This is a genomic window from Streptomyces sp. NBC_00988 (genome assembly GCF_045162645.1).
In the GTDB taxonomy this organism is placed as follows: domain Bacteria; phylum Actinomycetota; class Actinomycetes; order Streptomycetales; family Streptomycetaceae; genus Streptomyces.
On record NZ_CP108730.1, the window covers coordinates 2,752,444 to 2,772,047 of the forward strand.

Annotated in this window: 16 protein-coding genes; 7 read left to right on the plus strand and 9 right to left on the minus strand. The window is 72.1% G+C overall.

Annotated features, from left to right (window positions below):
• Positions 1–99 precede the first annotated feature (99 nt).
• On the plus strand, positions 100–1,545 hold the full coding sequence (locus OG496_RS12565) for a GNAT family N-acetyltransferase (RefSeq protein ID WP_405970916.1): 1,446 nt from the start codon (positions 100–102) through the stop codon (positions 1,543–1,545).
• A 28-nt stretch (positions 1,546–1,573) separates the two neighbouring features.
• On the opposite strand, the gene OG496_RS12570 is transcribed toward OG496_RS12565, so the two are convergent.
• Positions 1,574–2,785, minus strand: coding sequence for a trans-sulfuration enzyme family protein (locus OG496_RS12570; protein ID WP_405970917.1), 1,212 nt, complete (start codon positions 2,783–2,785; stop codon positions 1,574–1,576).
• Positions 2,786–2,845: 60 nt separating this feature from the next.
• Between OG496_RS12570 and OG496_RS12575 the strand changes: the two genes are divergently transcribed.
• On the plus strand, positions 2,846–3,340 hold the full coding sequence (locus OG496_RS12575) for an Lrp/AsnC family transcriptional regulator (protein ID WP_366497238.1): 495 nt from the start codon (positions 2,846–2,848) through the stop codon (positions 3,338–3,340).
• Between the two features lie 33 nt (positions 3,341–3,373).
• A complete protein-coding gene (locus OG496_RS12580) occupies positions 3,374–5,065 on the plus strand; it encodes a DUF885 domain-containing protein (RefSeq protein WP_405970918.1) in 1,692 nt (563 codons plus the stop codon).
• A 170-nt stretch (positions 5,066–5,235) separates the two neighbouring features.
• On the opposite strand, the gene OG496_RS12585 is transcribed toward OG496_RS12580, so the two are convergent.
• Together OG496_RS12585 and OG496_RS12590 are read right to left on the minus strand one after the other, a co-directional pair.
• Positions 5,236–5,754 (minus strand): immunity 21 family protein, encoded by a 519-nt coding sequence (locus OG496_RS12585; protein WP_366497241.1) that lies wholly within the window; start codon positions 5,752–5,754, stop codon positions 5,236–5,238.
• A 120-nt stretch (positions 5,755–5,874) separates the two neighbouring features.
• Complete coding sequence (locus tag OG496_RS12590; protein ID WP_405970919.1) at positions 5,875–6,372, minus strand: rhodanese-like domain-containing protein; 498 nt, start codon at positions 6,370–6,372, stop codon at positions 5,875–5,877.
• Between the two features lie 123 nt (positions 6,373–6,495).
• On the opposite strand from OG496_RS12590, the gene OG496_RS12595 reads away from it, so the two are divergent.
• Positions 6,496–6,951, plus strand: coding sequence for an Lrp/AsnC family transcriptional regulator (locus OG496_RS12595; protein WP_405970920.1), 456 nt, complete (start codon positions 6,496–6,498; stop codon positions 6,949–6,951).
• A 38-nt stretch (positions 6,952–6,989) separates the two neighbouring features.
• Here the strand turns inward: OG496_RS12595 and OG496_RS12600 are convergent, their stop codons facing one another.
• Positions 6,990–9,980, minus strand: a complete 2,991-nt coding sequence (locus tag OG496_RS12600; RefSeq protein WP_405970921.1) for an AAA family ATPase — start codon at positions 9,978–9,980, stop codon at positions 6,990–6,992.
• Between the two features lie 31 nt (positions 9,981–10,011).
• Positions 10,012–11,175, minus strand: coding sequence for an exonuclease SbcCD subunit D (locus tag OG496_RS12605; RefSeq protein ID WP_405970922.1), 1,164 nt, complete (start codon positions 11,173–11,175; stop codon positions 10,012–10,014).
• A gap of 246 nt (positions 11,176–11,421) precedes the next feature.
• Between OG496_RS12605 and OG496_RS12610 the strand changes: the two genes are divergently transcribed.
• Complete coding sequence (locus OG496_RS12610; RefSeq protein WP_405970923.1) at positions 11,422–13,377, plus strand: protein kinase domain-containing protein; 1,956 nt, start codon at positions 11,422–11,424, stop codon at positions 13,375–13,377.
• A 50-nt stretch (positions 13,378–13,427) separates the two neighbouring features.
• On the opposite strand, the gene OG496_RS12615 is transcribed toward OG496_RS12610, so the two are convergent.
• Positions 13,428–14,054, minus strand: coding sequence for a YigZ family protein (locus OG496_RS12615; RefSeq protein WP_405970924.1), 627 nt, complete (start codon positions 14,052–14,054; stop codon positions 13,428–13,430).
• A 125-nt stretch (positions 14,055–14,179) separates the two neighbouring features.
• Here OG496_RS12615 and OG496_RS12620 point away from each other — a divergent pair, with 125 nt between their 5' ends.
• Positions 14,180–16,165: an amino acid transporter gene (locus OG496_RS12620; RefSeq protein ID WP_405970925.1), complete on the plus strand. Its 1,986-nt coding sequence runs from the start codon at positions 14,180–14,182 to the stop codon at positions 16,163–16,165.
• 29 nt (positions 16,166–16,194) lie between these two features.
• Here the strand turns inward: OG496_RS12620 and OG496_RS12625 are convergent, their stop codons facing one another.
• Positions 16,195–17,211 carry an aldo/keto reductase gene (locus OG496_RS12625; RefSeq protein ID WP_405970926.1) on the minus strand — a complete coding sequence of 339 codons (1,017 nt, stop codon included), beginning with the start codon at positions 17,209–17,211 and terminating at the stop codon, positions 16,195–16,197.
• A 143-nt stretch (positions 17,212–17,354) separates the two neighbouring features.
• Here OG496_RS12625 and OG496_RS12630 point away from each other — a divergent pair, with 143 nt between their 5' ends.
• On the plus strand, positions 17,355–18,203 hold the full coding sequence (locus OG496_RS12630; RefSeq protein WP_405970927.1) for a helix-turn-helix domain-containing protein: 849 nt from the start codon (positions 17,355–17,357) through the stop codon (positions 18,201–18,203).
• 4 nt (positions 18,204–18,207) lie between these two features.
• On the opposite strand, the gene OG496_RS12635 is transcribed toward OG496_RS12630, so the two are convergent.
• The gene (locus OG496_RS12635; RefSeq protein WP_405970928.1) at positions 18,208–18,750 is read right to left on the minus strand and encodes a SixA phosphatase family protein; all 543 of its coding nucleotides are present in this window, start codon (positions 18,748–18,750) and stop codon (positions 18,208–18,210) included.
• The gene (locus OG496_RS12640) at positions 18,747–19,511 is read right to left on the minus strand and encodes a hypothetical protein (RefSeq protein WP_405970929.1); all 765 of its coding nucleotides are present in this window, start codon (positions 19,509–19,511) and stop codon (positions 18,747–18,749) included. The genes OG496_RS12635 and OG496_RS12640 overlap by 4 nt, the downstream gene beginning before the upstream one ends.
• Positions 19,512–19,604 lie beyond the last annotated feature (93 nt).

The following is a 19,604-nucleotide window of genomic DNA, read 5'->3' on the forward strand; positions in this document are numbered from 1 at the left end:
GAACGGCAAAAGGTACAGAACCACGCTTTTACCAGTAGGTCACAGAGCGTTCGTGATCACGCAACACCCTTCCTTCACAGTGGGTGCATGAGTCGAGACATGTTTGACGTGACGCGCGCGAAGCACGGGCGTCCGGTGCACCACTGGCGGCGGGACCTGGTGGAGCTGGCCGCGCTGTTCACGGCGGTCGCGGTGGCGGACGTCGTGGCGGATCTGGTGGGGCACGGGCCCGACGGTCCGGTGCTGCTGGCGATCTCCGCGCTGGCACTGATCGCCACGGCGGGGTTCCACACGTGGTGGTCACGCCGCCACGGTCATGCGCCGCCGACGGGCGATACCGGCGCCCGGCCGACCGGGGCAGAGCACGGGTCCGCGTCCACCTCCGAGTCCGAGTCCGAGTCCGAGTCCGCACAGTCCTCCGCTCCGGCCGACCCCGTCGCCGAGGCGGCCGCGCTGTGGCGGATGCGGACGACGGTGCGGGACGCGCCGGGGTCGCTGGCGGTGCTGTGCACGGCGCTGGCCGGTCAGCGGGTCGACATCCTGAGCCTGCAGACGCATCCGCTGGCCGAGGGCACGGTGGACGAGTTCCTGCTGCGGGCTCCGGCCGAGGTCGCGGCGTCCGAGATCACCCGGGCGGTGGCGTCGGCCGGCGGTTCGGGTACCTGGATCGAGCGTGCCGACGCCCACGACCTGGTGGACGCGCCGACCCGCGTCCTGGGCCTGGCCACGCGCACGGCCCTGGACGCGGCCGAACTGCCGCTCGCGCTACGGCAGTTGCTGGGCCGGTGCACCATCCGTTCGCTGCCCGCCAACGTTGTCGCCGGCAAGGGGCGCGAACCGGAGTCGGTGCCGGTGGAGGGGGCGTTGGAGGACACGGTCATGCGACTGCGGGCGCCGGAAGGCGGAGTGATCACAGTGGAGCGGCCGTATCTGCCGTTCACGCCCACCGAGTTCGCCCGGGCGAGGGCGCTGGTCGAGCTGGACGCCCGGCTCGGTCCCCGCATCCCGCGCAGCCAGGACGTACTGACGCTGCCCGAGGGCAACGCGATCACCGTGCGGCGCGCGGACACCGGTGATCTGGACGCGGCGCGGGAGATGCACGAGCGGTGCTCGGCGCGGACGCTCGGTATGCGGTACCACGGGCCGGTCGGTGACGCCGACCGCTATCTCAACCACCTGCTCTCTCCGCGCTTCGGGCGGACGCTCGCCGTGCAGACGGCGTCGGGGCGGATCGTCGGGCTCGGGCACCTGTTGTGGGACGGGGACGAGACGGAGGTCGCGCTGCTGGTCGAGGACGACTGGCAGCGGCGGGGTATCGGGAGTGAGTTGCTGGGGCGGCTGGTGGGGATGGCAGTCGAGGCGGGGTGCGAGAGCGTGTACGCCGTGACGCAGGCGTCCAACACGGGGATGGTCGCGGCGATGCGGGCACTCGGTCTGCCGCTCGACTATCAGATCGAGGAGGGGACGTTGGTCGTCACGGCTCGGCTGAGTGCGGCCGTGGGTGCCGGGGAGATCACGGAGTTCGGGCGGGCCGAAGCGCCGTAGTCATTGCGGGTTGGTCGGCCTCTGCCGGTCAGATGCGGCTGGTCGCGCCCCGCGGCGGAGCCGCATATGAGCACAGCCCCGCGCCCCTTGAGAGGGGCGCGAGCGCCCCGTCCAAGTCGGCCCAGAGGTCATCGACGTCCTCCAGTCCCACCGACAGCCTCAGCAAGCGGTCGTTCACACCCGAACCCCTCCTGTCCTCCGCGTCCACCACCCGGTGGCTGATGGAGGCCGGGTGCTGGATCAGGGTGTCCACGCTGCCGAGGCTGACGGCGGGGGTGATGAGGCGGACGGCGGCGGTGACCTCGTGGGGGTCGCCGTGGACCTCGAAGGCGATCATCGCGCCGCCGATGCGCGGGTAGTGGACGCGGGCCACGCGCGGGTCGGCGGTGAGACGGCGGGCGAGTTCGGAGGCGTTGGCGGACGCGGCCCGCACCCGTACCGGCAGGGTCGACAGGCCGCGCAGCAGCAGATAACCGGCCAGCGGATGCAGCACGCCGCCCGTCGCGAACCGTACCTGGCGCAGCAGCCCGGCGAACTCCTCGTCGCAGGCCACCACGCCCGCCATCACATCGCCGTGCCCGCCGAGGTACTTGGTGGCGCTGTGCAGGACGATGCGGGCGCCGTGTTCGGCGGGGCGTTGCAGGACCGGGGTGGCGAAGGTGTTGTCCACGAGGAGCGGTACCGAGCCGCAGGAGTGGGCGACGGCACGCAGGTCGAGTTCGGCCAGGGTCGGGTTGGCCGGGGACTCGACGACGACCAGACCGGTGTCCGGGCGCAGCGCGTCGGCGATCCCGGCCGGGTCGGTCCAGGTCACCTCGGTGCCGAGCAACCCGGCGGTGAGGAGGTGGTCGCTGCTGCCGTAGAGGGGTCGTACCGCCACCACGTGCCGCAGCCCCGACGCCACCCGCGCCAGGAGGACGGCGGTCAGGGCCGCCATGCCGCTGGCGAACGCCACCGCGCTCCCGGTGCCTTCGAGGCGGGCGAGGGCGGTCTCGAAACGGGAGACGGTCGGGTTGCCGACGCGGCCGTAGACGGGCGGGCCGTCGGGTTCGGCGCCGGTGGCGGCGAAGGCGTCGACACGGGCGGCCTCGCCACGGCTGTCGTACGACGGGTAGGTGGTCGACAGGTCGATCGGCGGGGCGTGCAGGCCCTGCCGGGCGAGGTCGTCACGGCCGGCGTGCACGGCTTCGGTGGCCAGGGCTCGGGGGGCTGGGGCGGGGTGCGGGTTCGTTGCGTCCATGAGCGTAAGGGTGAACATCTCACGGGATTCACGGCCGATGGCCCGTGTTACGTTCGGCCCATGACCGAATCTGTCGTACTGGATCCGGTGGATCTCCATCTGCTGCGGTTGCTGCAGAACGACGCCCGGGCGACGTATCGCGAGCTCGCGGCGCAGGTCGGGGTCGCGCCGTCGACGTGTCTGGACCGGGTGGCACGGCTGCGCCGGGCCGGGGTGATCCTCGGGCATCAACTGCGGCTCGATCCGGCCAAGTTGGGGCGTGGGCTGGAGGCGTTGCTGTCGGTGCAGGTGCGGCCGCATCGGCGGGAGCTGGTGGGGCCGTTCGTGGAGCGGATCCGGGCCTTGCCGGAGTCGCGGACCGTGTTCCATCTGACCGGTCCCGACGACTATGTCGTGCATGTGGCCGTGGCGGACATGGCGGACCTGCAACGGCTGGTGCTGGACGAGTTCACGTCACAGCGCGAGGTGGCCCGGGTGGAGACCCGGTTGATCTTCCAGCAGTGGGACTGCGGGCCTTTGCTGCCGCTTGCCACGCCCACAGCTGAATCGGGGTGACGGGTCCGAGTTCCGCGTATGAGGATGGTCCCCATGTCGCAGACCAACACTCCGCTGCCCCGGCAGGTCGCCGACGCCTACGTCGACGACCTCATCACCCTCGACCCGGTCACCGGTACGTATCTCGGCGTGAAGGAGAGTTCGAGCCGCCTGCCCGACCTCTCACCCGCAGGTCAGGAACGACTCGCGGAGCTTCAGCGGGCGACCCTCGCGAAGCTCGACGAGGCGGAGCGCCGACCCGGCGCGGACAGTGACAGCGAGCGCCGTTGTGCGCGCCTGCTGCGCGAGCGGCTCAGCGCCGAACTCGCCGTGCACGACGCCGAGGAGAGCCTGCGCGCGGTCGGCAACATGGCCACGCCCGCGCACTCGGTGCGTGAGGTGTTCACGGTGACGCCGGCCCAGACCGACGAGGACTGGGCGGCGATCGCCGAGCGGCTGCGCGCGGTACCGACCGCGCTGGCCGGCTACCGCGAGTCCCTCCAACTGGGCCTGGACCGCAAGCTGTTCGCGGGCCCGCGTCCGACCGACACCTTCATCGGCCAGCTCACCGAGTGGTCGGACACGGACGGCCAGGGGCGCGGCTGGTTCGAGGAGTTCGCCTCGGCGGGCCCCGACCCCCTGCGCGCCGAGCTGGACGAGGCCGCCCGTGCGGCGACCGCGGCCGTGGTGGAACTGCGGGACTGGCTGCGCGACGTGTACGCGCCGGCCATCGAGGGCGCGCCGAACACGGTGGGCCGGGAGCGGTACGCACGTCTGTCGCGCTTCTTCAACGGTACGGACCTCGATCTCGACGAGGCGTACGCGTACGGCTGGTCCGAGTACCACCGGTTGCTCGCCGAGATGAGGCGGGAGGCCGAGAAGATCCTGCCCGGCGCCGGGACTCCGTGGGTGGCGCTCGCGCACCTCGACGAGCACGGCCGGCACATCGAGGGCGTCGAGGAGGTCCGTGTCTGGCTGCAGGGCCTGATGGACAAGGCGATCGAGGAACTGGACGGCACGCACTTCGAACTCGCCGAGCGGGTACGGAAGGTGGAGTCCTGCATCGCGCCTCCGGGCAGCGCGGCGGCGCCGTACTACACACCGCCGTCGGAGGACTTCTCGCGCCCGGGCCAGACCTGGTTGCCGACGATGGGCCAGACCCGGTTCCCGGTCTACGACCTCGTCTCGACCTGGTACCACGAGGGCGTCCCCGGCCATCACCTCCAGCTCGCGCAGTGGGCGCACGTCGCCGGGAACCTCTCCCGCTACCAGGCCACCATCGGCGGAGTCAGCGCCAACGCCGAGGGCTGGGCGCTGTACGCGGAGCGGCTGATGGACGAGCTGGGCTTCCTGGAGGACGCGGAGCAGCGGCTCGGCTACCTCGACGCACAGATGATGCGGGCCACCCGGGTCATCGTCGACATCGGCATGCACCTGGAGATGGAGATTCCGGCGGACTCGCCGTTCCACCCCGGTGAGCGGTGGACGCCCGAGCTGGCCCAGGAGTTCTTCGGCTCGCACAGCAGCCGCCCGGCGGACTTCGTGGAGAGCGAACTGACCCGCTACCTCACGATCCCTGGCCAGGCCATCGGCTACAAACTCGGCGAGCGGGCCTGGCTGTTGGGCCGAGAGAACGCGAAGCAGCGGCACGGCGACACCTTCGACCTGAAGGCCTGGCACATGGCCGCGCTGTCCCAGGGTTCGCTGGGCCTGGACGACCTGGTGGACGAGCTGTCACAGCTCTGACGCGGGGTGCGGTGACGCACGGTGTGACATGTCGGCGGCCGGGTCCAGGAGTTCGGGACACGGCCGCCGTGTGCGTCTGACGCCGGGGGCTGAAGTCCCTTCTGCCGACGGGCAGTTCCGGGACGCGGCCGCCGTCCCTGTCCGACGCCGGACCCGGAGCCCCCCACCCGTCAGCCGGAAAGCCGCCGCAGTTGAACCAGTCCCAGCCACGTCTCCGGACCCGGTTGCGCCTGCCCCGCGCGGACGGCGTAGCGGCCCGGTTCCAGGTCGACCTTCAGATGTTCTGTGCCCTCCGACTCCCGTCCGGGCCACGCCGAGTCGAACAGGACGACCGGGCCGGGTACGTCCCAGTGCACCTCGTTCTCCCAGGTCGCGCCGGCGAGTGCGGCAGGGATGACGGCGAGGACCTCGTCCTCGGAGTTCGCGGCGCACCACCGTACGAACGTGCCGTGTTCCGGGAGGAAGGAGGTCGACGCGGGGTCGTCCCCGAGGACCAGCGCCGCGCTGTCCCCCACGGGCAGCAGGCCGGCGTATCCACCGACCTCGCAGGCCCGGTCGTAGTCCGAGGCCAGTTCGTCGCCGTCGGCTCCCGTCCAGAACGGCAACACCGTCGTCGGCACCGCTATGAGCGGTCCGCCGCCCGACTCCACCCACTGCACCGCCGTTCCCGGCTCCGCGTATCGCGCCATGGGCAGAACCTACACGCACAGCGATCCCACATGTTGAGGGTTCAAGAGACCCGGCGCGTCGCCGGTCGGTGCACGAACTCGCCCTCCGGGGCGTCGAGTTGAAGGACCACAGCCCAGGAATCAGCAGCCGCAGTCACCCGCCCCCACCGGCGCCGTCAACGAATCGACCGCACGCCTTTCACTCCCCTCCCACGTCTCGAACTCGAAGCCCTCACGCACCCAGTACTCGAACCCACCGAGCATCTCCTTGACCTGGTACCCGAGTTCGGCGAGCGCGAGGGCGGCCCGGGTGGCGCCGTTGCAGCCCGGCCCCCAGCAATACGTCACGACCGGCACGGACTTGTCGAGGAGATCCTCCGCCCGCACCGAGATGAGCGCCGTGGGGAGGTGGACCGCTCCAGGGACATGGCCCTGATCCCACGACTCGGTGGAGCGCGAGTCGACGACAACGAAACCGGGGAAAGCGGGGGAACCGGAATCGCCGTCGGCCGCGAGTGCGGCAGCCACGTCGGAGACGTCGGCATGGAAGGCAAGGCTCGCGCGGAAGTGGGCGGCCGCCGCAGGGGGAGCGGCGGGGGCTACCCGCAGAACAGGGTTGACGACGGTACTGCTGCTCATGATCCTGCCTTTCACCGAGGTGCCTCTACGTCGAGAAATCTACGGTCACCGACCGGCCCACTGAAGGGACGATCCCCGCAGTACCCCTTGATCGGCCGGGGATTCCCCTGCTATTCCTCGGGTATGACCGCGCATTCCACGTACACCCCCGACGCCACCGACTGGCGCATCCTCGACGTCCTCCAGCGGGAGGGCCGGGCCAGTTTCGCCGAGCTGGCCCGGGCCGTCGCCATGTCCGCGAGCGCGGTCACCGAGCGGGTGCGGCGGCTGGAGGAGGCGGGGGTGATCCAGGGATACGCGGCGGTCGTGGACCCCGAGCGGCTGGGTCTCCCGATCCTGGCGTTCGTGCGGCTGCGCTATCCGAACGGCAACTACAAGCCCTTCCACGACCTGGTCGCGGTGACGCCGGAGATCCTGGAGGCGCATCACATCACGGGCGACGACTGCTTCATGATCAAGGTCGCGGCCCGTTCGATGCGGCACCTGGAGGAGGTGTCGGGGAAGATCGGCGCCCTGGGCTCGGTCACCACCAGCGTCGTCTACTCCTCACCGCTCCCCCGCCGCCCGCTGGGCCACTGACCTCGCAAGCCTTGCAGGTCTCACGGGTCTCACTGACCTCACTGCCCCCGCTGCCGTACGGCCGACCCGTCCCTCCCCTTCACGACCTCCAGCTGCGCGTGGATCCGCCGCCGCAGATCGGCGACATGGCTGACGATGCCGACGCTGCGGTCCCGCTCGCGCAGGGAGTCGAGGACGTCGAGGACCTCGTCGAGGGTCTGCTCGTCGAGGCTGCCGAAGCCCTCGTCGATGAAGAGGGTGTCAAGCCGGACTCCGCCGGCCTCGTCGGTGACCACGTCCGCGAGCCCGAGCGCGAGCGCGAGCGAGGCGAAGAACGTCTCGCCGCCGGACAGCGTCGCGGTGTCCCGCTCCCGCCCGGTCCACGCGTCGACGACATGCAACCCGAGTCCGCTACGGCCGCGCCCGGCCCGGTCGTCCGAGTGCACCAGGGTGTAACGCCCGGACGACATGCGTTGCAGCCGTACGGTCGCGGCGGCGGCCACCTGTTCCAGGCGGGCGGCGAGGACGTACGACTCCAGGCGCATCCGGCGTTCGTTGTCGGCCGAGGTGCCGGCGGTGAGGGCGGCGAGGCGGGCCACCCGGTCGTACTCCTCGCGCAGCGGGGCGAGTTGGCGTGCCCCGGCGGCCGATCGGGCGGAGAGCCGGTCGAGTTCGGTGCAGCGCCGGGCAGCCGCGTCGCGCGCGGAGGCCGCGTGCCGTGTCCGCTGGTCGGCCGCGGTCGCGGCGCGCTCCGCCGCGTCGAGGTCGGCGGGGGCCTGCTGCGCGGCTGCCGCCGTGTCGGCCTCCGCCAGGACGGCCCGTACGGCGGCCTCCTCCGACTGCCAGGCGTCCAGGCGCCGTTGGAGTTCACGATGGGCGGTGTCGTCGAGAAGGGCGTCGGCCGCGGCCTGCGGAGTGTCGAACCCGGCGCGGAAGGCCGCGTCGGCGAGCCGGGCGTCGGCGTCCTTGAGGCGCTGGGCGGTGTCCTCGGCGGTACGGACGGCGTCGGCAGCGTCGGTGAGCAGCGCGGCCTGCCGCTCCAGTTGGGCGGCACGCGCGGCCACGCTGTCGGCGGTACCCCGCGACTCCGCCAACTCCCCTTCCAGGGACGTCCGTTCACGGTCGAGGGTGTCGCGCAGGGTCGTACGGGAGGCAGCCCGAACCGCGGCCTGCTGCTGGATCGCGGTCCGCCGCTCGTGCTCCTGCTCGGCCCGGCGCAGTTCCTCGGTCGCGGGGTGCAGCCAGGACGCGTCCCGGCGCGCCTGCTCGTACAGCCGCTCCAACTCCGCGACCTCGTCGGCGAGTTGACCGGTCGGCGCGTCACCCGCCTCGGCGGTGGCGGCGGCGAGGGCTTCCCGTACGACGCCCAGGCGGCGCTCGGCCTCGGTGCGCTGTTCCTCGGCGCGCTGGTGGGCGGTGAGGGCCTGTTCCTCCGCCGCGCGGTCGACGTGTCCGGCGGATTTGCGGGCGGGGGCGGGGTGTTCGGTGGCTCCGCAGACGGCACAGGGTGCGCCGTCGGTGAGGTGGGCGGCGAGTTCGGCGGCGATGCCGTTCAGCCGCTGTTCCTTGAGGTCGAGCCAGTGGGCGCGGGCCTCGACGGCACGTTCGGCGGAGACGAGCACCTGACGCCGGGCGTCCTCGGTGTCACCGGCGAACTGGTCCCGCTGACGGGCCGCCCCGAGCCGCCGCTCGGCGGGCTCGCGCCGCACGCCGAGCTGTTCGGCCCGAGTGGTGGCCTCCTGGGCCGACTCGATCCGCGTCTGGAGTGCCGCGCGGGTGGTGTCCCACTCGGCGAGCCAGGCCTCGGCCTCCTGGCGTATGTCCTCGTCGGCACGCTCCTGGCGGTCCAACTCGGCGCGCTCCACGCCGAGTTCGGTGAGCCGTTGCTCGGCGCGGCGGGCCGACTCCAGTCCGCCCAGTTCCTCGGCGGCCCGGCGGGCGGCGGCGGCGAGCCCGGCCGCACCGGCGCCCGCGAAGGTGTCCGGCAGCAGACCACGCGCGCGCGTCTCCGCCCGGGCGGCGTCCCGGTGCTCGGTGTCGGCGGCCTCGCGCAGCTCCAGCGCCGGTGCCACCGCCTCCGCCTTCCGGGCCCGCTCCATCCGCGCCTGCGCCTGCCGATAGCCGTCGGCCCGCTCCTCCATGAGCGTGGCCCGCTCCCGCGCCTGCGCGAACCGCTGTTGCAGGCGGGCCAGTTCACGGACGTCGGCCAGTTCCTGATCGGCGGCGGCCCGGGCGGACTCGGCGCCAGTCAACCCGCCCTGCGCGACGGTCAGTTGCTCGCGTGCGGTACTCCGGGCCACGGCCGCCGCACCCAACACCGCGTTGGCGAGGCCTGGTTCGCCCGGGGCGAGGTCCGGCAGCTCCATGGCGTCACCGGCGGCCTGCTGCATGCGGTGCGCGTCCGCGAGCAACTCGGCGTCGCCCTCGCGGACTTGGGCCTCGGTGGCGCGGCGCCGCTCGGCGAGCCGCTTCTCGACCTCGGCGAAGCGGTGGGTGTCGAAGAGCCGGCCGAGCAGCTTGCCGCGCGCTTCGGCGTCGGACCGCAGGAACCGCGCGAACTCGCCTTGGGGCAGCAGCACGACCTGGCAGAACTGTTCCCGGCTCATGCCCAGCAGCTGGGTGATCTCCTCGCCGATCTCCTGGTGCGAGCGGCTGAGGTCCTTCCAGGTGCCGGCCGTCGCGTCGTACTCGCGCAGCCAGCTCTGCGCCTTGTCCAGCGTGCTGCCGGTGCCGCGCTTCTTGGGACGCGCCCACGGCGGCTGCCGGGTGAGCTCCAACCGCCGCCCGGCGACGGTCAGTTCGAGCCGCACCTCGGTGCGTGTGCCGGCCGCGGCGTGGTCGCTGCGCAGGGTGAGCCCCTGACCGGACTGGCGTACGCCGGGCACCGAACCGTAGAGCGCGTAGCACACGGCGTCGAGGACGGAGGTCTTGCCGGCGCCGGTCGGCCCGTGGAGCAGAAACAGCCCGGCGGAGGACAGTTCGTCGAAGTCGACGGTCTGGGAGCCGCCGAAGGGCCCGAAGGCGGTGATGTCGAGCCGATGCAGCCTCATCGGGCGCCCCCTGTTCCCGCCTGCCGAACACTCACGGCGCCACCTCCCGTACGACCGAGTCCGCGCGCACCGCGTCGAACGCCTCCTGGAGCACGGTCTGTTCGTGCTCGTCGGGACCGGCGCCGCGTACGTGGGCCACGAAGTCGTCGGCGATCTCGCGGTCGTCGCGGCCCGCGAGGCGGCGGGCGTACGACACGTCGGGGTCGTCGGGGCCGCGCTCGGGGTCGAAGACGAGAGTGAGCGTGTGCGGGAAGCGCTCGGTGAGCCGGGCCATGGGGTCGTCCGGGCGCGCGGGGTCGGTGAGTGTCGCCTCGACCCACGCCTCCTCGTGCCGCGCGAGGTCGGGGTCGTGGAGGAGGTCTTCCAACGTGCCCCGGACACGGGCCAGTTCGCGGGGTACCGGGCAGTCGAGGCGCTCGGCGGTGACGGTGCCGTCGGCGTCCAGGTCGACGAGCCACATGCTCTTGCGGTGGTCGGCCTCGGAGAAGGAGTACGGCAGCGGGGAGCCGGAGTACCGCACGCGTCCGGTGATCGTCTGGGAGCCGTGCAGATGCCCGAGTGCCACGTAGTCGACGCCGTCGAAGACACCGGCCGGTACGGCGGCGACCCCGCCGACGGTGATGTCCCGTTCGCTGTCGCTGGCCTCGCCGCCGGTGACGAAGGCATGCGCGAGGACCACGGAACGGGTGCCGGGCGCGCGGTCGGCGAGGTCGGCGCGGACGCGGTCCATGGCGGCGGCGAGGACCGCCTCGTGCCCGGCCTTCTCGACCCCGAACTCGGCCTTCACCAGGGCGGGTTCGAGGTACGGCAGTCCGTAGAAGGCCACGTCGCCGAACGCGTCCGGAATCACCACGGGCGTCCCGCAGGCCGACGGCTCGGTGCGGAGGTAGATGCCGGCGCGGTCGATCAGACCGGCGCCGACCCCGAGGCGGCGGGCGGAGTCATGGTTCCCGGAGATCATCACCGTGGGCACGCCCAGGCCGGCGAGCCGGTGCAGGGTGTCGTCGAACAGCTCGACCGCGGCCAGCGGCGGCACCGCCCGGTCGTACACGTCTCCCGACACGACCACCGCGTCCACATCGCGCTCGCGCACGGTGGCCAGGAGGTGACTCACGAAGTCGGCCTGGGCCCCGAGCATGTTCACGCGGTGGAACGCCCGGCCCAGGTGCCAGTCGGAAGTGTGCAGCAGTCTCATCGGTCCACCACGCTAGCGCCTGCCGGCCCCTGAACCACCATTGACCTCGGAGTTCCCACGCATTCGGGACCTTATTGCGGGAAATATGCACAATGCGCCGATCAGTGACCGCCGTCACGACGCTGAAGACAGCCGCGCGGCCGATGCGGCTTGGCGCCTGCTGTGGAAAATCCCAACTCCCCTGTCGCACACATGTGCTGCGCTAATCTCACGTCACACGCACCACGCGAGAGACACAGGGTTCCCATGCCAGTCGAGTTCCGCGGTCGGTCCGAAACGATGGCCTACGCGGCGGCGGGGATGGAGCCGCCTCCCGTGGTGCCGCTGCGGAAGAGCGACCCGCGCCAGGCGGGCCCGTACCGGTTGACGTCGGTGCTCGGCAGCGGCGGGATGGGCCGGGTCTATCTGGGCCACGACGCCACCGGCGCCACGGGCCCGGCCGCCGTGAAGGTGATCCGGCCCGAGTACGCGGAGGACCCGCTGTTCCGCAAGCGCTTCGAGCGCGAGGTCGGCGCGCTGGGCCGGATCCAAGGGGCGCATATCGTACGGCTGCTGGGCAGCGGCTGCGAAGAGGAACTGGTGTGGGTCGCCACCGAGTACATACCCGGGCCCACCCTCGCGGAGCTCGTCGACGCGCGCGGGCCGGTCGACGTGGCGGCGGCCTGGCGGCTGCTGGCCGACGTGGCGCGCGCGATCGAGGCGATCTGGCGCGCGGGGATCGTGCACCGCGACCTCAAGCCGTCCAACGTCATCCTGGGTGCCGACGGCGCCCACGTCATCGACTTCGGTGTCGTCCAGGCCGGCGACAGCACGTCGATCACCGTCACCGGCCAGAACGTCGGCACCCCCGCCTACATGTCCCCGGAACAGGTGCGCGGCCAGGAGGTGACCGCCGCCTCCGACGTCTTCTCGCTGGCCTCCACGCTCACCTACGCCGTCGCCGGGGAAGCCCCGTTCGGCGAGGGCACTGGCGTCGACGTGCTGCACCGGGTGGCGTTCGACCCGCCCCGGGAGGAGGTCCTCGACAAGGTCGCGGGCGTCGACGCGGAGCTGGCCGCGTTCATCCGCACCTGCCTGGACAAGGACCCCGAGCTGCGGCCGTTACCCGAGGCGGTGTTCAGAACGGCCATCGGACATCAGCTGTCCGCGCCGGCCGGCGGTCCGCCACGGGCCGTCCCCCAGCACAGGCCCTCCCCCGTCGAGCTACCCGCGGCCCACCCTTCGGCGGCACCCTCGGACCCGCCCACCACGCCCCGGAAACACGCGAACACCCTCGGAAAACGCGGGAAGTTGATCGCGGCCGCCGTCGCCGGGGCCGCCCTCCTCGTCGCCGGCAGCATCACCGCGACGCTGCTCCTGCTGCACCACGACGACAGCGGGACGTCGGCCGGTCCCGGCCCGGGGACGCCCCCGGCGCTCGCCGTACCGGAGAACTCGCCCTCGGGGACGGGCAGTTCGCCGAGTACGGCCGCCTCCGCGTCGGCGACGAAGGGCGGGGCGTCGCAGAGCCCGACGAGCGCGCCGGTCACCCGTGATCCCGCGGACCTCGACATCCGGCTCTCCTCCTGCGTCACCGAACTCACCTCGGGCGCCCACGGCGACTGCGTCAAGGCGCTCCAACTCCTCCTCGCCGGTCACGGGTTGCACGTCACGGTCGACGGCGAGTTCGGGAAGGCGACCATCGACGCGCTGAAGGTCTTCCAGACCGAGGCCGGGACCACCGCCAGCGGCACGGTCGACACACAGACCGCGAAGCTGCTGTACGGCACGGAGCGCGGGCCGGTCCGGGCAGGTTCGGTGACGGTGACCGAGAGCGTCCACACGGTCGATGTCGCCCGGTGCCTGGACGCCCACGTCACCGCCGTACAGGTGTGGGCGTGCAACGGCACGGCACCGCAGAAGTGGGCGCTCTTCCAGGTGCCCGGGCACAACTCCCAGTACCTGGTGGTCAATCAGGGCAACCACGCCTGCCTGGACGCCGACGCCAGTACGGTCGGCCAGAACTTCTCGAAGATCCGGGTCAGGAGCTGCGACGGGCTGAGCGCGCAGCGGTGGCAACTGGGCAGCGCCGGGACCCTGGTCAGCGCCCCGGACGGTTTCTGTCTGGACGCGGAGGCCTCCGCGTCGGGCAAGGACGGTCAGACCGTCCAGACTTTCGGCTGCGCGGGCAGCTCCAACCAGGTCTGGACTTGGGCCTCCTGACACACCATCAACTACAGATCCCCTGACGTGCCGTCAAGATCTCCAGCCCCTTATGCGTCCCCGTACGCCTCGCTGCCCAGCTCAAGCCGCGCCGTCCCCGCCGTCGCATCCGCCAACCACCCCCGGAACGCGTCCACTTCGGCGTCGGGCAGGCCGATCTCGATGGTGACCTCCTCGCCGTAGCGGACGTCCCGTACCTCGCGGCCGGTGGCGCGCAGGTCGTTCTGGATCTTGCCCGCGCGCTGGTGGTCGACGGTCACCGTGGCGAGGCGGAAGCGGCGGCGGGTGATCGTGCCGAGGGTGTCGAGGGCCTCGCCGACCGAGCCGCCGTAGGCCCGGATGAGGCCGCCCGCGCCGAGCTTGACGCCGCCGTAGTAGCGGGTGACGACGGCGACGACGTACCGCATGTCGCGGCGGAGCAGCATCTGGAGCATGGGGACGCCTGCCGTGCCGCCGGGTTCGCCGTCGTCGCTCGCCTTCTGGATCGCGGCGTCGGCGCCGATGACGTAGGCGAAGCAGTTGTGGGAGGCGTCCGTGTGTTCCTTGCGGACGCGGGCGATGACGGCCTGGGCCTCCTGTTCGGTGGCCGCCGGGGCGAGGGCGCACAGGAAGCGGGAGCGGTTGACCTCGGTCTCGTGCACGCCCGGGCGGGCCACTGTGCGGTACTCGTCCTGCATCCGGCCAGCCTATGCGCAGGGCCGGGGGTCGCCCCCGGTCCGGGTGCGGGCGACGATGTGGTGGATACTCGCTCCTCGTCGCCCGGGCACCGGGCACGGTCGTCCGATCACAGGGAGTTCTCAGCATGACCGGCGCGCAGGTGGACCCGACGGAGAACACGGGGTCCGGGGGTCCCGAGTCCGCCGCGGAGCGCTGCCGGGCCTGGCTCCTGGACGGTCTGAGCGAGCAGAGCGCCCGGCATCCGGGCCCGCACGCCACCCCGAACCCGGAGCACGAGGGTCACCGCTGGTGGCGGGTCATGTGTCTGACCGGCGTCGACTACTTCTCCACCCTCGGCTACCAGCCGGGCATCGCCGCCCTCGCGGCCGGACTGCTCTCCCCGCTGGCGACCGTCGTACTGATCGGGCTGACCCTCCTCGGGGCGCTGCCGGTCTACCGGCGGGTGGCGCACGAGTCTCCGCACGGCGAGGGGTCGATCGCCATGCTGGAACGGCTGCTGCCGTGGTGGTCGGGGAAGATCTTCGTCCTGGTGCTGCTGGGTTTCGCGGCGACGGACTTCATGATCACGGTCACCCTGTCGGCGGCGGACGCGGCGGCGCACGTCGTGGAGAACCCGTTCGCGCCGGGCTGGATGCACGGCGGGAACACGTGGATCACGCTGGTGCTCGTCGGGGCGCTGGGCGCGGTCTTCCTCAAGGGGTTCCGGGAGGCCATCGGGATCGCGGTGGTGCTGGTGGGCGTGTATCTCACGCTCAACGTGGTGGTGCTCGCGGTGTCCGCCTGGGAGGTGCTGAGCCATCCGGTGAAGATCGGCGACTGGACGGACGCGATGACGGCCGCGCACTCCTCACCGCTCGCGATGGTCGGCGTGGCGCTGCTGGTCTTCCCGAAGCTCGCGCTCGGCATGTCCGGCTTCGAGACGGGCGTGGCGGTGATGCCGCAGGTCAAGGGCGACGACACGGACACCTGGGCGAAGCCCACGGGCCGGATCCGCGAGACCCGGAAGCTGCTCACCACGGCGGCCCTGATCATGTCCGGCTTCCTGCTGCTGTCCAGCCTGGCGACGACGATCCTGATCCCGCAGAGCGCGTTCAAGACGGGCGGCCCGGCGAACGGCCGCGCGCTCGCCTACCTCGCGCACGAGCACCTGGGCCAGGTCTTCGGCACGTTCTACGACGTCTCGACGATCGCGATCCTCTGGTTCGCGGGCGCCTCCGCGCTCGCCGGCCTGCTGAACCTCGTCCCGCGCTATCTGCCGCGCTACGGCATGGCGCCGGAGTGGACGGGGGCGGTGCGGCCCCTGGTGCTGGTCTTCATGGTGACGGCCATCGTCATCACCCTGTGGTTCCACGCGAGCGTCGACGCGCAGAGCGGCGCGTACGCGACGGGTGTGCTGGTGCTGATGCTCTCCGCGGCCTTCGCCTCGACGGTCACCGTGCACAAGCGGGGCCATCGGAAGGCAACGCTCGGGTTCGGCGTGATCACCGCCGTGTTCGCGTACACGCTGGTCACGAACGTCATCGAGCGGCCCGACGGCATCAAGATCGCGGGCATCTTCATTCTGCTGATCCTGGTGACGTCGTTCGGTTCGCGGGTGCACCGCGCCTTCGAACTCCGCGCCGCCGAGATCACGTTCGACGACACGGCGTCCCGTTTCGTCGACGAGGCGGCGCGCAGCGGTCCGCTCCGGCTGATCGCGAACGAGCCGCAGGAACACAGCAGGCGGGAGTACCGCGCCAAGGAGTACAGCCAGCGCGAGGAGACCCATATCCCGGACGGTGGGCCGGTGTTGTTCCTGGAGGTGTTCCTCCGCGACTCCTCGGACTTCTCGGCGGACATCTCCGTGCACGGCGACGAGAAGTACGGCGTACGGCGACTCCGCGTCGAGGGACCGACGGTGCCCAACGCGATCGCCGCCGTCCTCCTCTCCCTCCGCGACCGCACCGGCAAGGTCCCGCACGCCTACTTCACCTGGACCGAGGGCAACCCGGTCAGCCACCTGATCCGCTTCCTCGTCTTCGGCGACGGCGAGGTCGCGCCGGTGACCCGCGAGGTCCTGCGCCGCGCGGAACCGGACCCGGAGCGGCGGCCGCGCGTCCACGTCGGCTGAACGGCCGCTCGCAGCAAGGATGTCGACCGTCAGCGGCGGCGCAGGCGCTTGTCGGTGATCGGCAGGGTGGGGTCGATGTAGAAATCGCCGGGGTTCACGTCGACGCCGGGCGGGACGATCTCGTCGATGCGGTCGAGGACGTCGTCGCCGAGTTCCACGTCGGCCGCGGCGAGGAGGTCCGTCAACTGTTCGGGGCGGCGTGGGCCGATGAGCACCGCGGTGACCGCCGGATGGGCAAGGACGAAAGCGGTGGCCAGATGGGGCAGCGGCAGTCCGGCCTCGGCGGCCAGAGCGGTCAGTTCGCGCACGGCGTCGGCCTTGGCCCGCACGCCCGGCAGGCTGAGGTCGAACATCTTCGCCCCCGCGCCGGCGCTGCGGTGCCCGGCGGTGGGATCCGAACGCCCTGACAGCCAGCCGGAGTTGAGCGGCCCGAAGGTCAGTACACCCATGCCGTAGCGCTGGGCGGTGGGCAGCACCCGGCTCTCCACACCCCGGGTGAGGATCGAGTACGGCGACTGCTCGGTGCGGAAACGGTGGTGGCCGCGGCGCTCGGCCGTCCACTGGGCCTCCACGGTCTCCTCGGGGGAGAAGAACGAACCGCCGACGGCACGGACCTTCCCGGCCCGGACCAGGTCCGAGAGGGCGCCGAGGGTCTCGTCGATGTCGGTGTGCGGGTCCGGGCGGTGCATCTGGTACAGGTCGATGTGGTCGGTGTCCAGGCGGCGCAGGCTGTCCTCCAGCGCACGACGGATCCAACGGGCCGATCCCCCGCGGCGGTTGGGGTCCTCGCCCATCGCCAGCCCGAACTTGGTGGCCAGGACGACGTCGTCGCGGCGGCCCTTCAGCGCCTTGCCCACGATCTCCTCCGACTCGCCGCCGGAGTACACGTCGGCGGTGTCGACGAGGTTGATCCCGGCGTCCAGCGCCGTGTGGATCATGCGGACCGACTCGTCGTGATCGGTGTTGCCCATCGCGCCGAACATCATCGTGCCGAGTGCGTATTCGCTCACCGAGATGCCGGTGCCGCCAAGAATCCTGTGCTTCATCAGGGGTACCTCCGAGTGCGTGCTGGTGCTCCTTCCAGACGACCACCACGCGCGGCCGGGGTGGGAGACCCGCTCCGACCGGGGGTCCAGCAGACCCCCTGTGGCGCGGTCGCTCCCCAGGTCACCCGGTCTACGGTGGTCACATGGCCCAGGAACCGAACAGCGAGCTGCGGGACTTTCTCCGCTCGCGCCGCGCGAGGATCAGCCCCGAGGAGGCGGGCCTGGCACCCCTGCCCGGCACCCGCCGCGTCCCGGGCCTGCGGCGCGAGGAGGTCGCCCAGCTCGCCGGGGTCAGCGTCGACTACTACGTCCGCCTGGAGCGCGGACGCCACCTCAACGTCTCCGCGTCCGTCCTGGACGCGATCGCCCGCGCCCTGCGCCTCAGCGATCTGGAGCGCGCCCACCTGTACCGGGTCGCCAGACCGACCCACACGCGTCCCCGCCCGCTGCCCCCGCAGCGCGTCCGCCCCGGTCTGCGCCTGCTGCTCGACAGCCTCACCGACGTCCCGGCCCTCGTCTACGGCCGCCGCATGGACGTCCTGGCCGCCAACCACCTCGCCCGCGCCCTGTACACGGACTTCGAGGCCCTGCCCGCCCGCGGCCGCAACATGGCCCGTCTGGTCTTCCTCGACGACCACTTCCGGAGTCTGTACGCCGACTGGGAAGGCGCCGCCCGCGGCATCGTCGCCTCACTCCGCCTGTACGCGGGACGTCACCCGCACGACCCCGTCCTGGCCCAGCTCGTCGGCGAACTCTCCGTCCAGGACGCGGACTTCCGCCACTGGTGGGCCGACCACGACGTGTTCCAGCGCACCCACGGCACCAAGCACTTCCACCATCCCGTCGTCGGCGACCTCGTCCTGGGCTACGAGGCCTTCAGCCCCGCCGACGACCCCGAGCAGACCCTGGGCGTCTCCACCGCCGAGCCGGGGTCCCCCTCCGCGGAACGCCTTCAGCTGCTGGCGAGCTGGTCCCGCTCCCCGCGGCCCTGAGGTCTCACTTCTTCCTGCCCCTCGGCACGGTCAGGCCCGTCAACAGGGCTGTGCCCGGGGCGAGTTCCTGCCAGGTGCTGCCGTGCCAGGCCAGCACCGCGATCGCCGAGGTCGGGAACTTCACGCGGACCTCGTCGAGCGCGTCGTCGAGGCTGTCGCCGGCGAGGTCGAGGACCAGTTCCTCCAGGCCGGGGTTGTGGCCGATCAGGAGCAACGTCTCGACCTCGGGCGGCACTTGGTGGACGGCGTCGAGGAGTTCCGGTACGTCGGCCGCGTACAGCCCCGGCTCGTACCGCACCGGCGGCGGAGTTCCCCACTCGGCGGACGCCAACTCCCAGGTCTGGCGCGCCCGTACGGCCGTGGAGCACAGGGCGAGGTCCGGCAGGGAGTCGGTCTCGGCGAGGGCGATGCCGGCGGCCGGGGCGTCCCGGCGCCCGCGCGGGGCGAGGGGGCGCTGGTGGTCGGGAACGCCCTCCGGCCAGGCGGACTTGGCGTGCCGCAGCACGACCAGGCGGCGCAACGGGCGGGCCCCGGCGCGGGCGTTCACGCCAACGACCCGATGTCACGGGTGAGTTCGAGCCCGAGGAGCCGGTCCGCGTAGGCGTACGTCTCGAAGCGGGCGCCGTCCGCCAGGTCGGGCCAGGTCTCCACCCGGCGCAGCACGTCCAGGACTTCGGGCACGTTCAGGTCGTCCTCCCAGGCGGTCCGCAGCTCCGCACGCACCTCGTCGGGCACCGGCCGCGAGGGCCGCCGCGCCCAGTCGGCGACCGAACCGCGCCAGTGCGCCAGCGTCCGCCGCGCCTCCTCCAGGGCATCCGCGTCGAGCCGTACCGGCAGGTCACGGGGGTGCGAGAGCAGGGCGAGACGGAGCGCGGCCGGGTCGGAGAGGTCGGGCGCGGCGGTCGTGGGGGAATCGACGGGTGCTACGGCCACCAGGACTCCCCCGGGTGTCTCGACGCCCTCCGTCGCCACGTGGAGGAACTGGGCCTCGCCCAGTCCGGAGCCGAGGTCTCCGCCGTCCTCGAAGGGCCGTATGCCCAAGGCCCTTGCCGCGGCGCGGAGTTCGGCCTGCTCGTGTTCGCCGGTGAGGAGCGACCAGACGGGGGTGCCGCCGAGTTCCAGGGCGCGTACGAGGAGGTCGGAGATGAGGAGCACTCGTAGTGTCGTGGGTGCCAGGCCCGACGCGTGCGCCTCGACCCTGGTCAGGCCACGGCGGGCGGGGGCGGCTTCGACGGGCTTGCCGGTTCGGGCGTCGGTGATGCGCAGCACGGCCTGAGCGTAGGCGGGCGGAGGGCCGTACGCATGCATGTTCGCTCCGCTGCGGCCGAGGTGGCGGGATTCACCCCGGTCTGTCCGGTACACCGAGGTGCCTGACCTCGTCGGCGTTCACCCGTTCGCCCA

Excerpts from the sequence above, each read along its gene's own strand:
- OG496_RS12565 (WP_405970916.1), top strand. The coding sequence starts at position 100 with ATGTTTGACGTGACGCGCGCGAAGCACGGGCGTCCGGTGCACCACTGG.
- OG496_RS12570 (WP_405970917.1), bottom strand. The coding sequence starts at position 2,785 with ATGGACGCAACGAACCCGCACCCCGCCCCAGCCCCCCGAGCCCTGGCC.
- OG496_RS12575 (WP_366497238.1), top strand. The coding sequence starts at position 2,846 with ATGACCGAATCTGTCGTACTGGATCCGGTGGATCTCCATCTGCTGCGG.
- OG496_RS12580 (WP_405970918.1), top strand. The coding sequence starts at position 3,374 with ATGTCGCAGACCAACACTCCGCTGCCCCGGCAGGTCGCCGACGCCTAC.
- OG496_RS12585 (WP_366497241.1), bottom strand. The coding sequence starts at position 5,754 with ATGGCGCGATACGCGGAGCCGGGAACGGCGGTGCAGTGGGTGGAGTCG.
- OG496_RS12590 (WP_405970919.1), bottom strand. The coding sequence starts at position 6,372 with ATGAGCAGCAGTACCGTCGTCAACCCTGTTCTGCGGGTAGCCCCCGCC.
- OG496_RS12595 (WP_405970920.1), top strand. The coding sequence starts at position 6,496 with ATGACCGCGCATTCCACGTACACCCCCGACGCCACCGACTGGCGCATC.
- OG496_RS12600 (WP_405970921.1), bottom strand. The coding sequence starts at position 9,980 with ATGAGGCTGCATCGGCTCGACATCACCGCCTTCGGGCCCTTCGGCGGC.
- OG496_RS12605 (WP_405970922.1), bottom strand. The coding sequence starts at position 11,175 with ATGAGACTGCTGCACACTTCCGACTGGCACCTGGGCCGGGCGTTCCAC.
- OG496_RS12610 (WP_405970923.1), top strand. The coding sequence starts at position 11,422 with ATGCCAGTCGAGTTCCGCGGTCGGTCCGAAACGATGGCCTACGCGGCG.
- OG496_RS12615 (WP_405970924.1), bottom strand. The coding sequence starts at position 14,054 with ATGCAGGACGAGTACCGCACAGTGGCCCGCCCGGGCGTGCACGAGACC.
- OG496_RS12620 (WP_405970925.1), top strand. The coding sequence starts at position 14,180 with ATGACCGGCGCGCAGGTGGACCCGACGGAGAACACGGGGTCCGGGGGT.
- OG496_RS12625 (WP_405970926.1), bottom strand. The coding sequence starts at position 17,211 with ATGAAGCACAGGATTCTTGGCGGCACCGGCATCTCGGTGAGCGAATAC.
- OG496_RS12630 (WP_405970927.1), top strand. The coding sequence starts at position 17,355 with ATGGCCCAGGAACCGAACAGCGAGCTGCGGGACTTTCTCCGCTCGCGC.
- OG496_RS12640 (WP_405970929.1), bottom strand. The coding sequence starts at position 19,511 with ATGCATGCGTACGGCCCTCCGCCCGCCTACGCTCAGGCCGTGCTGCGC.